This is a genomic window from Nocardiopsis oceani, assembly GCF_054777395.1.
Genome location: NZ_BAAHAR010000036.1, coordinates 1 through 13,758, shown reverse-complemented (window position 1 = coordinate 13,758; position 13,758 = coordinate 1). Strand labels below are relative to the sequence as shown.

At 65.3% G+C, this 13,758-nt stretch carries 16 protein-coding genes; 12 read left to right on the top strand and 4 right to left on the bottom strand.

Annotated features, from left to right (window positions below; translation table 11 throughout):
- The first annotated feature begins 1 nt into the window (after position 1).
- The 3 genes from ACYVDG_RS21465 (at position 2) to ACYVDG_RS21455 (ending at position 2,558) form a co-directional block, all read left to right on the top strand.
- Positions 2 to 763, top strand: a complete 762-nt coding sequence (locus tag ACYVDG_RS21465) for a GntR family transcriptional regulator (protein ID WP_460756364.1) — start codon at positions 2 to 4, stop codon at positions 761 to 763.
- A 113-nt stretch (positions 764 to 876) separates the two neighbouring features.
- Positions 877 to 2,007 (top strand): NAD(P)-binding domain-containing protein, encoded by a 1,131-nt coding sequence (locus ACYVDG_RS21460; RefSeq protein ID WP_460756360.1) that lies wholly within the window; start codon positions 877 to 879, stop codon positions 2,005 to 2,007.
- The gene (locus ACYVDG_RS21455; protein ID WP_460756354.1) at positions 2,004 to 2,558 is read left to right on the top strand and encodes an NUDIX hydrolase; all 555 of its coding nucleotides are present in this window, start codon (positions 2,004 to 2,006) and stop codon (positions 2,556 to 2,558) included. The genes ACYVDG_RS21460 and ACYVDG_RS21455 overlap by 4 nt, the downstream gene beginning before the upstream one ends.
- Positions 2,559 to 2,639: 81 nt before the next feature.
- On the opposite strand, the gene ACYVDG_RS21450 is transcribed toward ACYVDG_RS21455, so the two are convergent.
- The gene (locus ACYVDG_RS21450) at positions 2,640 to 3,245 is read right to left on the bottom strand and encodes a hypothetical protein (RefSeq protein ID WP_460756350.1); all 606 of its coding nucleotides are present in this window, start codon (positions 3,243 to 3,245) and stop codon (positions 2,640 to 2,642) included.
- Positions 3,242 to 3,808, bottom strand: a complete 567-nt coding sequence (locus ACYVDG_RS21445; RefSeq protein WP_460756345.1) for an ATP-binding protein — start codon at positions 3,806 to 3,808, stop codon at positions 3,242 to 3,244. Before ACYVDG_RS21445 ends, ACYVDG_RS21450 begins: the two co-directional genes overlap by 4 nt.
- Before the next feature lie 279 nt (positions 3,809 to 4,087).
- On the opposite strand from ACYVDG_RS21445, the gene ACYVDG_RS21440 reads away from it, so the two are divergent.
- The 5 genes from ACYVDG_RS21440 (at position 4,088) to ACYVDG_RS21420 (ending at position 8,621) form a co-directional block, all read left to right on the top strand.
- Positions 4,088 to 4,966, top strand: coding sequence for a helix-turn-helix domain-containing protein (locus tag ACYVDG_RS21440; RefSeq protein ID WP_460756340.1), 879 nt, complete (start codon positions 4,088 to 4,090; stop codon positions 4,964 to 4,966).
- Entirely contained in the window at positions 4,963 to 5,148 is a 186-nt protein-coding gene (locus ACYVDG_RS21435) for a DUF397 domain-containing protein (RefSeq protein WP_460756337.1), read from the top strand. The genes ACYVDG_RS21440 and ACYVDG_RS21435 overlap by 4 nt, the downstream gene beginning before the upstream one ends.
- 581 nt (positions 5,149 to 5,729) lie before the next feature.
- A complete protein-coding gene (locus ACYVDG_RS21430; RefSeq protein ID WP_460756332.1) occupies positions 5,730 to 6,536 on the top strand; it encodes a hypothetical protein in 807 nt (268 codons plus the stop codon).
- Positions 6,533 to 7,135 carry an AAA family ATPase gene (locus ACYVDG_RS21425; RefSeq protein ID WP_460756329.1) on the top strand — a complete coding sequence of 201 codons (603 nt, stop codon included), beginning with the start codon at positions 6,533 to 6,535 and terminating at the stop codon, positions 7,133 to 7,135. The genes ACYVDG_RS21430 and ACYVDG_RS21425 overlap by 4 nt, the downstream gene beginning before the upstream one ends.
- Before the next feature lie 4 nt (positions 7,136 to 7,139).
- Positions 7,140 to 8,621, top strand: a complete 1,482-nt coding sequence (locus ACYVDG_RS21420) for an ASCH domain-containing protein (protein WP_460756323.1) — start codon at positions 7,140 to 7,142, stop codon at positions 8,619 to 8,621.
- Positions 8,622 to 8,713: 92 nt separating this feature from the next.
- On the opposite strand, the gene ACYVDG_RS21415 is transcribed toward ACYVDG_RS21420, so the two are convergent.
- Both ACYVDG_RS21415 and ACYVDG_RS21410 read right to left on the bottom strand, forming a co-directional pair.
- Entirely contained in the window at positions 8,714 to 9,298 is a 585-nt protein-coding gene (locus tag ACYVDG_RS21415) for a hypothetical protein (RefSeq protein ID WP_460756317.1), read from the bottom strand.
- The gene (locus tag ACYVDG_RS21410) at positions 9,295 to 9,861 is read right to left on the bottom strand and encodes an ATP-binding protein (protein WP_460756312.1); all 567 of its coding nucleotides are present in this window, start codon (positions 9,859 to 9,861) and stop codon (positions 9,295 to 9,297) included. Before ACYVDG_RS21410 ends, ACYVDG_RS21415 begins: the two co-directional genes overlap by 4 nt.
- 242 nt (positions 9,862 to 10,103) lie before the next feature.
- Between ACYVDG_RS21410 and ACYVDG_RS21405 the strand changes: the two genes are divergently transcribed.
- From ACYVDG_RS21405 to ACYVDG_RS21390, 4 genes are all read left to right on the top strand, one after another.
- Positions 10,104 to 10,949, top strand: coding sequence for a helix-turn-helix domain-containing protein (locus ACYVDG_RS21405; protein ID WP_460756306.1), 846 nt, complete (start codon positions 10,104 to 10,106; stop codon positions 10,947 to 10,949).
- Between the two features lie 11 nt (positions 10,950 to 10,960).
- Positions 10,961 to 11,170, top strand: a complete 210-nt coding sequence (locus ACYVDG_RS21400; protein ID WP_460756301.1) for a DUF397 domain-containing protein — start codon at positions 10,961 to 10,963, stop codon at positions 11,168 to 11,170.
- A 144-nt stretch (positions 11,171 to 11,314) separates the two neighbouring features.
- The gene (locus ACYVDG_RS21395; RefSeq protein ID WP_460756295.1) at positions 11,315 to 11,620 is read left to right on the top strand and encodes a type I restriction-modification system subunit M N-terminal domain-containing protein; all 306 of its coding nucleotides are present in this window, start codon (positions 11,315 to 11,317) and stop codon (positions 11,618 to 11,620) included.
- The gene (locus tag ACYVDG_RS21390; RefSeq protein WP_460756290.1) at positions 11,526 to 12,740 is read left to right on the top strand and encodes an HsdM family class I SAM-dependent methyltransferase; all 1,215 of its coding nucleotides are present in this window, start codon (positions 11,526 to 11,528) and stop codon (positions 12,738 to 12,740) included. The genes ACYVDG_RS21395 and ACYVDG_RS21390 overlap by 95 nt, the downstream gene beginning before the upstream one ends.
- Positions 12,741 to 13,758 lie beyond the last annotated feature (1,018 nt).

The window sequence follows — 13,758 nt, the reverse complement described above, 5'->3', positions numbered from 1 at the left end:
AATGGCACGCAACGAAGACACCCGCCCCAGACACCAGCAGATCGCCGCAGAGCTGCGTGCGGCGATCATGTCGGGCGATCTGCCGCCAGGGAAGCGCCTTCCCACCACCCAACAGCTTATGACCAGATACGAGGTCACCAGTCAGACCGTCCAGCGCACACTCCAGGTACTCAAGACAGAGCGGTTCGTCTACGGAAAACCCGGTGTGGGGGTATTCGTCCGCACCGATTCACCCCTTGGGGTCCGGATCGCCTCCTATCTCGGTTCACCCGAGCCGGGGGACGCTCATCCCTGGCTGGATCGCGCCAGGGAAAGGGGACAGAAAGGCTCTTCGACACTTCTCAGCGTGGCCCGGGTCGAGCCACCCGGCCAGATCATGGAAGCCCTCGCACTGGAGCCCGGTGAACGCGCGGTGCTTCGCCACCAGTTGCTGTTGCTGGACGGTGAGGCGGCCGAACTCGTCTGGAACTACTATCCGCTGAGCACCGCCGAAGGCACACCCCTGGAGCGCAGATCCCGCATCCGTGGCGGTTCTCCGGCCCTACTCACCGAACTGGGTTTCCCCCCGCGAGAGCACATCGATCACGTGTCGGTCCGCCTCTCGACCACCGAAGAGTTCGAGGCGCTCGAACTACCCGAGGATGTCCCGGTCCTACGGACTCTGCGCACCGTCTTCTCCGACGGGGGTCGTCCCGTGGAGGCCTCTGTCCTGGTCAAGGCCGGCCATAGGTTCGAGTTGGTGTACCGGAACGGCATCTCCTAGTTCGACCCCAGCTCGGAACGCCCTTCCCATCGACGCACAACCTTACTGGTTTAGGTAGTAATGTAGAACGGTAGAACCTTTCTGGGACCACCCCCTACCCCAGGAGCCGCGCCGTGTTGGAAGACTTCGAACGCACGAGGATCGCCGACTACTTCACCCAGACGATCACCGGCACCACACGCGCAAGCAAAGCCGGTTCCGTGGTAGTCACCCACCTGCTGCCCGAACGCCCCGTCTTCCTAGACGCGCTCGCGCGCATCACCGAGCTGCGTGCCGTGCTCCCCAAGCCCAAGAGCGTCGACACCGCGGCCCGCGATGAGGTAGGAGAACGTTGGCGCTGTGACCGCCTGGACCGCACGGCGTTCGCTTCGCCTGAGAAAGTCCTCGCGTATCTGGAGTCCAGGGCGCCGGGTGAGCGTCTGGTCCTGCTCGACGTGGGCGGCTACTTCGCACCGGCACTACCGCACGTGTGCGACCAGTTCTCCGGGCAGATCCTGGGGGTGGTGGAAGACACTGAGAACGGACACCGTCGCTACTTGGAGCACAGCAAGCCACCATGCCCCGTCTACAGTGTCGCCCGTTCTCCGCTCAAGGCCCCCGAAGACTTCCTCGTCGGTCAGTCGGTGGTCTTCTCTACGGAAGCCCTGATCCGCTCGCGCGGCGACATTCTCTACGGCCGCGGAGCGACCGTCATCGGTTTCGGGAAGCTGGGCTCCTCCGTCGCGCACATGTTGCACGCACGCAACGTCCGGGTAACTGTCTACGACACCGACCCAGTCAAGCTCACACACGCCCTGTCCCAGGGCTTCCACACCGCGCCCACTCTTCACACGGCCTTGCGGGATGCGGGAATCGTGATCGGCGCGACCGGCAATCTCGCTCTGCGGCGCTCGGATTTCGAACGTATCCCCAACGGTGCCTACATCGCTTCGGTGACCTCTTCCGATGACGAGATGGAACTTGCCGTGATCCAAGCCGCTTACACACGGGAGGAGATGGGTCCGAACGTCGTCCGTTACTCGCGGACCGGACACTACTTCTACGTTCTCAACGACGGCAATGCGGTTAACTTCCTGCACGGTGCCAGCGTGGGAGCGTTCATCTTCCTGGTACAGGCCGAGATCCTGGCGGCGGTGGCTCTCCTCACCGATCACGAACACGAGGCGGGACACCACGAACTTCCCTCGAACCTGCGCGAATCGATTGCGGCCGACTGGCTCTCGCACTTCACTGGAGCACTGTGAGCATTCCGAACTCCCACATCCGAAGCGTTCTCAACAGCTACCTGGACCGGTTCCGTGAGGAGACCGAAGGCGCGCACCTGCTGAAGCAGGCCCTGGAGTCCGACCATGAACTCGGTTCCCGCAAGGAGTTCCGTATCGGACACGCGACCGCGGGTGCGGTCGTCATCGGCCACCGGGACCGGGTCCTGCTGATCCACCACAACGCTCTGCGCACCTGGTTGCTGCCCGGAGGCCATTTGGAACCGGAAGACGGCGACCTTCAGGAGGCGGCGCGGCGTGAGCTATCCGAAGAGACCGGCCTCTCCCCGGACAAGGTCACGGCGGTCGACCCGCGGGTCCCTGTGGACCTGGACATCCACCGGATCCCGGAGAACCCGGCCAAGGGCGAGCCCGAGCACTGGCACTTCGATTTCCGCTACCTCTACCGGACCGAGGAGACCGAGGTCAGCCTCCAGGCCGAAGAGGTCGGTGACCACGCCTGGCGCTTCCCGGCCGACTTGCCCTCCGAACGCCTGACCGCCAAGGTGTCCCTGCACCTGGCCGCACTCTGACCGAGGTCCGGGACGTCCCCCGCCCGTGGCCGCACCGGGCCCCTGTGCTGCCGGTGCGGCCTTTCGGGTGGGTTCTGGTGGTCAGGCCAGGAAGGCGAGCAGGTGCTGGCCCACAGCCCCGGCCACGGCAGCGAAGACGTAGCCGGTCACGAGGTGGCCGATCCGGCGGCGGGGCTTGCGGTGGCTGGCCGGGCGGCGCGGGAGGTCCGACCTGCGCGGAAGCGGCGCAGGCGGCACGTATTCGCGGCGGGGTTGCGGGACCGGCACGGGACGGCGGGCAGGCTCGGCGTCCCGGTCGGGTTCGCGGGCCGGTTCCGGGGCGGGCGCCGGTTCCGGGGCGGGCGCCGGTTCCGGGGCGAGGTCAGGGCGGCGGTCCTGGCGCCAGCAGGACTCCGGGGGTGCGGGGCTCCGCATCCACGCGGGAAGGTCCCCGTGAGTGAAGCGGCGCCGCAGCCGGGGCGTGTCGGGCATACGCGCGAGGAGTTCACGCTCCCTCGGGGTACGGCCCAAGGAGACCAGGGGCGGAAGCGGCTCGGGCCCCGCACCGGTCAAGGCGCGCGGGTCCGGGCGCGGGTCCGGGCGGCTTCCCGGGCGGTTTCCCGGGGTGTGCGGGGTGCGGCTGAAACGGCGGCCCCGAGGCGCATCCAGGACCCGGCGCAGGTCCAGGGGTATCGTCGCGGTGCTCATCGCCCACCCCCGCACACACAGACGGCGGCCCCGGCACTGGAGGTGTCGGCGGATATGCCTGCGGCGGGCGTGGGGAAGGTGAACTCGGCCCACAGCACCGTGCCCAACACGGCCAGCGATTCCGGGTCGGCCCAGCGCTGGGTGCCCCACTCCCCCGCCAACTGGTGGATGAGCAGCAGACCCCGCCCGGACTCGGCCTGCTCCCACTCCAACAGCGAACACCGCTGGGGCGGCAACATCGGACGGGCATCCAGAGGCCCGTCGTCGATCACCGACAACCGCAGGGTGGTCTCGCTCCCCATGACCACCGGGGTGGAGAGCATCCGCACCACCGTGCCACCGGGACGCTGAGAGCGCGAGTGGGTGAGCGCGTTGGCGAACACCTCGCTCGCGCACAGCTCCACGTCCTCGCGCAGGCGCCTGGGCACCCCGGCCAGGGTTGCCAGGTCAGAGCGCAGATCCGCACGAAAGCGGGGGCAGGCCTCGGGAGTTCCGGGGTAGTGGCGGGCCTCCCATCGCCGCCCAGGGTAGGCGGGGGTGGGTATCTGAGGGACAATAGACACGTCGGCAACTCCTGTTCGAGGGGTGGTTGTCGGCCTGGCCCCGGGGGTGCTGCTACACCCGCCGGGGTTTCGTATGTCTTGCCGGTTCCGGCACACGGGAGAACTTGCAGAAGGAGCCTCTGCCGTAGAGCGCAAACGGGGAGAGGCCCAGGGGTCGACGGCTGCAGTCAGTGACTCAAGCCTCACCCAGCCAATCAAAAAAGGCAAGTGGCTTAGCTAACTTCCTTAAGAAACTCTGTTAGGCGAGTCCGAAAGCTCCCCATGTGGCATGCTGAAGGCATGACCAGCAAGGCAACGCAGCCGCAGGCCCCTACTGTGGCTCGGTGGGTGCTCGCCCGTGAGCTACGCGGACTTCGAGGTGATCGCTCGTTCACGGGCGTCGCGAAGGCGATCCGTTCGCAGGGTTCGTCTCTCGCCCGTTGGGAGTCCGGCAAGGCAGACGGCCAAGTGCCCGGTGTACACAGCCTGGAGCGCCTGCTCGCGCACTACGAGGTCGGCCCAGAGGAGACTTCGCGCATCATGAAGCTCCGCGAGACCGCGAGGACCCCCGGCTGGTGGCAGGGGCGTGACATCGGCAAGCCCTACGGCACGTTTATCGGCCTCGAAGCCGCCGCTTCCGACATCTCTGCGTACGAAGCACAGATCATCCCCGGGCTACTTCAGACAGCGGACTACACGCACGCTGTTACTCGCGCGGGCTCCGCTCCCGGCCGTGCTTCTGCGGACGACATCGCAGACCGTGTGTCTATTCGGGTGCGCAGGCAGGAAGAATGGGTCGAACGTCGCACACCTCATCTGTGGGCGATCGTTGCTGAGGGCGCGCTGCGTTCACTGGTGGGCGGCCCCAGCGTCATGCACGAGCAACTCCGACACGTCTTGGAGCTGTCCGAGGAGCAGGACATGCTCACGCTCCAGGTGCTCCCCTTCACTACCGGAGCACATGCCGCGATGGAGATCTCGGCCTTCGCTTTGATCGACGTTCCGGACACAGGGCTGTCCACGGTGTATCTGGAGGGCCCAACCGCTGACATCTTCATGGACGACCCACAGGATGTCACCACATATCGCCGCTCGTTCGAACACCTGAGGAAAGCAGCACTGAACAGCCCGGACTCCCGGGCTCTGATCACGGAAATAGTAGAAGGACTACCCGCATGAGCACGAACCTGGAATTCCGCAAGTCGTCCTACAGCGGGGCAAACGGCAACTGCGTCGAGGTGGCTGACACCCCCGCCTTCTCCGCTGTCCGCGACACCCAGAACCGCGAGCTGGCTGCACTGACCTACGGCCCGGCCGAGTGGCGCGCCTTCCTCAGCACCGCCAAGAGCGACCTGGGCTAGCTGGGCAACCCCGAGCGCCGCGGGTGGGGCCCAAGTGGCCCCTGCCCGCGGCGAACCGGATCGGGTCTCTACTGCGTGTCAGTTCCGGCAATGGTCCTCTCATCTCATCTTCCGCACCAGCGGATACCGCACGCTCATCTGGGACAGCCACTTCTGCTACCCACCACGTGACGTCCAGGGTGTCTACACCAGCCACGAGCTGCGCACCCACAGCAGGCGTAGGGTTGGCCACCGTTACCAGGAGCGAGCCATCCGCCGGATCGCCGAGACCCTCATCACCGCTAAGCCCACGATCGGGATCAGCTGCGCTGGGCTCGATGGTCTGGGCCTCAAGTGCCGCTGTGAAGGGGACTGGCCGCGCCCGTTGGTCATCCTCGACTTCTTGTGCAACCAGCCGTGTGCACTGACCCGAACTGGGCATTTTCTGGTCATAATCACTGGGCATTTTCCGGGCATCGTGTTTCACTGGTCACATGACCAAGGAACACCCCGAGCCCGATGGTGACCTCTTGTACTCGTCGTTGGCATCGTTAATCCGCAAAGGCCTTCCTGTAGCTCCGGAAACAGCCAGCCCCTACCTGTTGTCACAGCGCTCCGTCCTAGTACGCGCTAGCGACCCCGCCAGCACCGCTTCCCGAGCCGCTGCCCTGAACACCGTCCTTCGAACGCTGTTGTTGCGCTTCGACGACGCGCGGTACGCCGAGTCGGTGCGCGCCCTGTTCGGCCTTCCCCCCGGAGAGCCGGGGACCACACTCACCAAGCGGCGCGACGCCGCGGCGAAGGTGTGCGGGCACGACGTCGACCACTTCCGCAAGCGCGTTGAGCCCCGGCTCGTCGAGCGGCTCGCATGGTTGCTGTGGCAGGATTCCGAACAGTTCCGCGCGGTACCGGCCGCGGCGCCCCGGCTCACCCGAGCCCCGAAGGACATGCCTGCCCTTCCGTCCGACGTGTTCGCCTGGGAGCTCGCCGAGCACGAGACCCAGCTCTCGCGCGTATGGGCGTCGATCTACGGCCTTCGCGCCGAGCTCCTGACCCTCGACCAAATGGCCGCGATGGGCGCCGACCGACAAGAGATCGTTCGGCAGTCGGTCACCGCGGCATGGCGATTCGGTGTCCTGCGCGCCGACGCTGACGACTACCTCGACGCCTACCTCCCCGAGGGGTTCGGCGCACTCGCCGACGCCTCCCCTGACGACCTGGTCGCGCTCGCTGGATGGACACCGCCCCTGAGCGCCGACGACGTCGACAAGCTCACCCGCGCCGGGAGAGCCCACCCCGACCGGGACGGCTTCGTCTCTGCCATGCGCGCCGAGATCTCCCTCGGCAACGCCTGGTCGGCGCCTTGGCTCGACCGGCGCACCACCACCGACAAGGACACGACATCATGACCACTTCCCAGCCCGACCGCCTCGCCGCGGCGATCGAAGCCGCCCAGGACCAACCGCCGAGGCGGTTCGTCATCACCGGCGGCCCCTCAGCAGGCAAAGACGACGTCATCGCCGAACTGATCCGGCACAACATCCCGTGCATGGAGACCGAGCCCGGACGGGAGATCTACCGCAAGCACCGCCAACGGCTCGGCCGACACCTGCGTACCGAAGACCGGCGCGAGTACGCCGCCGAGGTGCTCGACGCATTCATCGCCGAGTACGAAGCGCAAAAATCCGGCTTTCGCTTCTACAACCGCGGTATCCCGGACTCCTACGGGTGGGAACGGTTCTTCGGTCTGCCCCCGACACCCCAACTCGAAGAAGCGAACCGGGTCTACCGGTACGACACCGTCTTCGTACTCGACCCCCTCGACTCCTTCGAGGACCCCGACGACATCGTGTGGGCGAAGGAGCGTGAGATCAGGCGCGTTCACGAGCTGATCGTTCAGGGCTATTACGACGCCGGGTACGAACCGACCTTCGTTCCCGCCGAGTCAGCCGAGCACCGCGTCGACTTCATTCTCAACAACGTGCGCATACCCAAACCCCAGAGGTGACACCGTGTCGGCTACCCCCCTGCTGATCTCGCCCAACTCCGTTCTGGCCAACGCCCTACTGCGCTCCATCGACATGTTGCGCCCCCGGGTGCACGCCATGCGTCCCCAGCGTATCGAGTTCGTCGTCGGCACTCAGATCAACGGCGCACCGCACCTGGGGACCAACCTGGTTCAGACGACGGCCTTCCTGCTCGCCAAAATCGCCCGGCGTGAATTCTCGGTCGAGACCTCGGTGCGCTTCGGCGCCCTGGACAACGCTCCGCACGAGGTGGTGCTCGACCCCGAGACCCACCACGCCTACCAGGCCACGTACTTTCACGCCCTGGGCAAGGCCGGCGTCGACGAACTGATCAGCCGGTACTACCGCGCCTTCTTCGACTCCCTGTCCGAGGCCACGGCGACGGACTACACGTTGGAAACCTACACCGATCAGCAGGCGAGCCCGGCGTTCCGCGCCGAGTTCCTCCGCACCCTGGAACGGATCGACGAAATCCGGTGGTGGATGGCACCGTCACACGGAGTCGTACACACTCGCCTTCCCTGCCCCGAGTGCGGCTGGGCAGAGAAGCGCGCTGACCGGACCAAGCTCGTGCACCTCGACGAGGACGGCGCCCGCTTCGCCGCTGTCTGCCTCGACCACGGACCGTACGAGATCGACGTCGACCCCGAGAACGACACCTATCTCGACTTGGCCACTCTGTACCGGAACCTGGTCAAAGAGCGCTTGCTCGTGCGCGACACCGACACCCTCCAGGTGATGCTCAAGGGCGGCGATTGGGCCTTCGGCTCGCAACTCGTCGACGGCGCCCTCGGCGTCCTGGACACTCCCGGGGCGCGGATGCCGATCCGCATCTTCACACCTCAGGTACTCGCGCCGACGGGCGCGAAGCTGTCCAAGTCGCTGCTGCGCGACCGCGGCGCGAATGCGTTGCCGCCCGACGTCGAACCCTGGATGCTCGACACCACCCAATGGGAAGGGGACACGGATCACTACGTCGACGCGCTTTTGTGGCTCGTCGGCGAACTGCTCACCGATCCGAAGCACTTCTTCCGAAGCTTCACCGTCAAGGAACTGGGCCGACTCATGACCAACCGACCCGCCGACCTCGACCAGCGCCCCCGCGCGCACGAGATGGGCATCTACAAGCGGTACTTCGACCTGATCGCCTCGGGCCATAAGACGACCGAGATCAGGGTGAACGACTCGTCACGCAAGAGGTTGAAGGAAGGCGACCTTCTCCGGTTCAAGTGCCGCGACGAGGAAGTGCTCACGCGGATCACCAGGCTTGCCCGCTATCGGGACTTCGATGAGATGTTCGGCCACGAACCGGTCTCGTCGGTCAACCCGACCGCTTCGAAGGCCGATCAGCTTCGCAATATTCGGGAGATCTACCCACCCGAGCGCGAAGCCCTGGGGGTGGTCGCGATCGGGATCGAACTCTTCGAGTCGCAAACGAGAACGACAGTACGCCCCGCCCCGCACTGACCTGAGCCAACACCCCCGCCCGGGGCCGCACCGGGGTCCTGTGCTGCCGGTGCGGCCATGCGTAGGAGTTCTGGCGGGTGGGTCGTGGCGGTTCAGGCCAGGAAGGCGAGCAGGTGCTGGCCCACCGCCCCGGCCGCGACAGCGAAGGCATAGCCGGTCACGAGGTGGCCGACCCGGCGGCGCGGCTTGCGATGGCTGGCCGGGCGGCGCGGAAGCGGCGCGGGCGGCACGCTCTCCCGGCGGGGTCGTGGGACCGGCACGGGACGGGCGGGCTCGGTGCCACGGCCGGGTTCGCGGGCCGGTCGCGGGGCGGGCTCCGGTTCCGGGGCGAGGTCGGGGTGGCGGTCCTGGCGCCAGCAGGACTCCGAGGACGGGGGTGGAGGGCTGCGCATCCACTCGGGAAGGTCCCCATGGGTGAAGCGGCGACGCAGCCGGGGCGTGTCGGGCATACGCGCCAGGAGTTCACGCTCCCTCGGAGTACGGCCCAGGGAAGCCAGGGGCGGGAGCGGCTCGGGCCCCGCACCGGTCGAGGCGCGCGGGTCCGGGCGCGCGTCCGGGCGCGGGTCCGGACGCCTCCCCGGGCGGTTTCCCGGGGTGTGCGGGGTGCGGCTGAAACGGCGGCCCCGAGGCGCATCCAGGACCCGGCGCAGGTCCAGGGGTATCGTCGCGGTGCTCATCGCCCACCCCCGCACACACAGACGGCGGCCCCGGCACTGGAGCTGTCGGCGGAGATGCCTGCGGCGGGCGTGGGGTAGGTGAACTCGGCCCACAGCACCGAGCCCAACACCGCCAGAGAAACCGGGTCGGCCCACCGCTGGGTACCCCACTCACTGGCCAACTGGTGGATGAGCAGCAGACCCCGCCCGGACTCGGCCTGCTCCCGCTCCTCCAACGAGCGCCTCGCGGGCGGGCACATCGGGCGGGAATCCAGGGGGCCGTCGTCGATGACCGACAGACGCAGGGTGGTCTCGCTCCCCATGACCACCGGGGTGGAGAGCATCCGCAGCACCGTGCCACCGGGGCGCTGAGAGCGCGAGTGGGCCAGCGCGTTGGCGAACGCCTCGCTCGCGCACAGCTCCACGTCCTCGCGCAGGCGCCTGGGCATCCCGGCCAGGGTCGCCAGGTCAGAGCGCAGATCCGCGCGGAAACGGGGGCAGGTGTCGGGGGTTCCGGGGTAGTGGCGGGCCTCCCAGCGCCGCCCGGGGTAGGCGGGCGTGGGTATCTGAGGGACAATAGACACGTCGGCAACTCCTGTTCGAGGGGTGGTTGTCGATACGGCCCTGGCGGGTGGTGCAAACACCCACCAGGGCCTTCTTCATGCCGGTCACTAGGCACGTTGCCCAAGAGGGCAGCCGATTCATCGCACGCTACTTCGCACGAACCCCCTGCACTAGCGAGGCTGACCAGCCATAGTTAGAGTATGACCCTGCGTGATTCGATTGGCAAGACTAACTGGCAAGTCTAATTTGATGGGAACTCTCGATGCCGACCACCACACCCACCGTTGCCCAGTGGCAGCTTGGGCGCGAGCTTCGACAGCTGCGCGCACAGCACAAGCTGACGATCACCCAGGTCGGGAAGATCCTTGAGGTGACCACGTCGACAGTGAGCCGTTGGGAGGCCGCCGAACGCGTACCCCGGGAGAAGGAGCTGCGACAACTGGCGCGGCACTACGAAATGCCGGAACTGGAGGCCGATGCCCTGCTCCAACTTCGACGCCATGCGGGCAAACGCGGCTGGTGGCAGTCCTACGACCTGGAGCAGCGATACGGCACTTTCATCGGGTTGGAGGCCAGCGCCTCCGAGATCGAGGCGTACACCAGCACGGTCGTCACCGGTCTGTTCCAGACCGAGAGTTACGCTCGCGCCATCATCAGCGGCGTCAACAGTTCGGTTTCACCGGAAAACCTTGAGCGTCAGATCGAAGTCCGGCATACGCGGGTCAGCCAGAACCTCGCGGAAGACGGCCCCAAGATGTGGGTGATCCTCGGAGAGAGCGCCATCCGCCAGCAGGTGGGGGGCGCAGAGGTCATGCGTGAGCAGATCACACACCTGCTGGAGCTCTCTGCCCACTCGAACATCACGCTCCAGGTCATACCCCATGAGGCAGGCGCGAACATCGGCATGGTCGTGCCGACCTTCATGATCCTCAAGCTTCCTCAGAACGGGCTATCGACCGTCTATGTGGAGGGTTACCGGAGTAACCTCTTCCTGGAGAGCGCCGAGGATCTCAGCAGCCACGAGGCGATCTTCAATCAGCTCCGGCTCGCCGGTGTCGGCGGCAATATGCTGCGGAACCTGCTGTCCGGAATCCGCAAGGAACTCTAGAGAGACGAGCGATGACACCAGAGCACCAGCCCAGCACCCCGAGCGCGGCGAACTGGAGGAAGGCGAGCTACAGCGCTGACCAGACCGCCTGCGTCGAGGTCGCGGACTGGCCAACAGGTGCCGCCGTCCGCGACACCAAGCACCGCGAACTCGGTGCGCTCTTCTTCTCCGGCAGCGAGTGGACAGCCTTCCTCGACACCGCCAAGACCGCCCTGGGCTGAGCAGCATCAGCGAGCCCCGCCCCGAACGCCGCGGGTGGGGCCCAGCGGCCCCTACCCGCAGCGGTCTCGCTGCCGGGTCTCTGCTCGGTGTCGGTTCCGGCAACCGAGCCGGTCGCGTCTTAGCACTCCACTACGCTGATCCACGTGATTACCGGCGAGCTGAAGAGCAAGATCGATCGCCTCTGGGACGCGTTCTGGTCCGGAGGGATCTCCAACCCCCTCGAAGTGATCGAGCAGATCACCTACCTGATGTTCCTCCGCAGGCTGGAGGACATCCAGGCTGCCAAGGAGAGGAAGAGCCAGCGCACGGGCAAGCCCATCGAGGCCCCCCCTCTACACGGCCGACAACCAGGCCATGCGCTGGGAAGAGCTCAAGAGGCTCTCCCCGGACACCCTCTACGAGGTGATGGACAAGGGCGTCTTCCCCTGGCTGCAACGGCTCGGTGGTGACGACTCCACCTACGCGCACCACATGCGCGACGCCCGGTTCACCATCCCCAACGCGAACCTGCTCACCAAGGCCTTCGACATGATCGACGGCCTCCCGCTCGGCAACAGCGACGCCCAGGGCGACCTGTACGAGTACATGCTCAGCAAGATCGCCACCGCCGGGCACAACGGGCAGTTCCGCACCCCCCGGCACATCATCCAGCTCATCGTGGCGATGATGAACCCGGGCCCGCAGGACGAGATCTGCGACCCGGCGTGTGGAACGGCGGGCTTCCTGGTCGCCGCTTCCGAGCACATGCGCGCCGAGCACAGCGACTCCCTGCTGGAAGCCGCCAACCAGAAGCACTTCCACAACAGCATGTTCCACGGCTTCGACTTCGACAGCACCATGCTGCGCATCGCCAGCATGAACATGCTGATGCACGGGGTGGAGCAGCCGGACATCCGTTACCGCGACTCGCTCGGTGAGAGTGTCGCGGACGAGGCGGAACGCTACTCGCTCATCCTCGCCAATCCACCGTTCGCCGGAAGCCTGGACTACGAGAGCACCGCCAAGGACCTCCAGCAGATCATCAAGACGAAGAAGACGGAGCTGCTCTTCCTCCCGCTCTTCCTGCGTCTGCTCAAGCCCGGTGGCCGCGCCGCCGTCATCGTGCCGGAAGGTGTGCTGTTCGGCACCAGCAAGGCACACAAGGCCATCCGCCAGATCCTCGTGGAGGACCAGAAGCTGGACGCTGTGGTGAAGCTGCCCAGCGGTGTCTTCAAGCCGTACGCGGGTGTGTCCACGGCGATCCTCTTCTTCACCAAGACCAACTCCGGCGGCACGGACAACGTTTGGTACTACGACGTTGCCGCCGATGGTCTCAGCCTCGACGACAAACGAACTCCGCTGCTCCCCGAGGACAAGATCGGCGCTCTCGCTGAAGGCCTAGACGCCGCCGAGCACGAGAAGAACAACCTGCCAGACGTACTGGCCCGTTGGTCACGTCGAGACGGCAGTGAGCAAGATCGAGCTCGCACTGATCAGAGTTTCTGCGTGCCAAAGGCGGACATCGCTGCTGAAAACTACGACCTGAGCCTCAACCGGTACAAGGAAGTCGTGTACGAGGAGACTAAGTAACGTCCGCCATTGGAGATTCTCGAAGATCTCGAAGTTCTGGAGTCTGACATACAGAAGGACCTCGCTAAGCTCAAGGGGATACTGGGATGAGCATTCAGAAAATCCAGCTCAGCGAGTTGACGCCAAGGCGCAAAAAAACTGTAAATCCGGCTGATTTTCCAAATGAGAAATTTACACTCTACAGCATCCCAGCATTCGACAATGGATTTCCCGAAGTTTCCACTGGATCTAGCATTGGATCCGCAAAGCAAATAGTGGAACCCGACGATGTTCTACTTTCCAAGATCGTGCCCCACATTCGACGCTCTTGGGTTGTAGGGAAATCAGATTCGAACCGCACGATCGCATCCGGAGAATGGATCGTTTTTCGGTCACCCGAGTTCCACCCTCCTTATTTGCGCCAACTCCTCACAAGCAATAAATTCCATGCTCAGTTCATGAACACAGTAGCGGGTGTAGGCGGGTCCCTGCTCAGAGCTAGGCCAGCTTTTGTCGCAAAGATTGAAATTTCCCTTCCCTCGCTAGAAGAACAGAGAAGAACAGCTGATGTTCTAGACTTCCTATCGCACCTTCAGTCAGTACGCCGCAGGTCAATCGAGCTACTCGACGAGCTCACGCAGTCCATCTTCCTCGATATGTTCGGCAACATGGCCGGGAGTGACTCAACAACGAAGCCCCTCGGAACCCAGCTGGATTTCCTCACAAGCGGCTCACGAGGTTGGGCGAAATACTATTCAGAACAACCTGGAGATGCGTTTCTCCGAATTCAGAACGTACGGATGAACGAGCTGGATCTAACAGATGTTGCGTACGTGAATGCACCTGCGACGGCCGAAGCAAAGAGAACGCTGACGCAACCTGGGGACGTCCTCCTCAGCATTACCGCAGATCGTGACTGTTCAGGTGTCCCGGAGAAGGATCAGACGGTTTCGGGCATCCAGCACCGGCCCTCGGCCAGGTGGACCAGGGCGTCGAACATACCGATGCCGTGCTTGGCCGCGGTCGCTACATAGGAGCG

Coding starts and splice junctions, on each gene's coding strand:
- ACYVDG_RS21465 (WP_460756364.1), top strand. CDS start 2: ATGGCACGCAACGAAGACACCCGCCCCAGACACCAGCAGATCGCCGCA.
- ACYVDG_RS21450 (WP_460756350.1), bottom strand. CDS start 3,245: ATGAGCACCGCGACGATACCCCTGGACCTGCGCCGGGTCCTGGATGCG.
- ACYVDG_RS21440 (WP_460756340.1), top strand. CDS start 4,088: ATGACCAGCAAGGCAACGCAGCCGCAGGCCCCTACTGTGGCTCGGTGG.
- ACYVDG_RS21435 (WP_460756337.1), top strand. CDS start 4,963: ATGAGCACGAACCTGGAATTCCGCAAGTCGTCCTACAGCGGGGCAAAC.
- ACYVDG_RS21425 (WP_460756329.1), top strand. CDS start 6,533: ATGACCACTTCCCAGCCCGACCGCCTCGCCGCGGCGATCGAAGCCGCC.
- ACYVDG_RS21415 (WP_460756317.1), bottom strand. CDS start 9,298: ATGAGCACCGCGACGATACCCCTGGACCTGCGCCGGGTCCTGGATGCG.
- ACYVDG_RS21405 (WP_460756306.1), top strand. CDS start 10,104: ATGCCGACCACCACACCCACCGTTGCCCAGTGGCAGCTTGGGCGCGAG.
- ACYVDG_RS21400 (WP_460756301.1), top strand. CDS start 10,961: ATGACACCAGAGCACCAGCCCAGCACCCCGAGCGCGGCGAACTGGAGG.
- ACYVDG_RS21390 (WP_460756290.1), top strand. CDS start 11,526: ATGCGCTGGGAAGAGCTCAAGAGGCTCTCCCCGGACACCCTCTACGAG.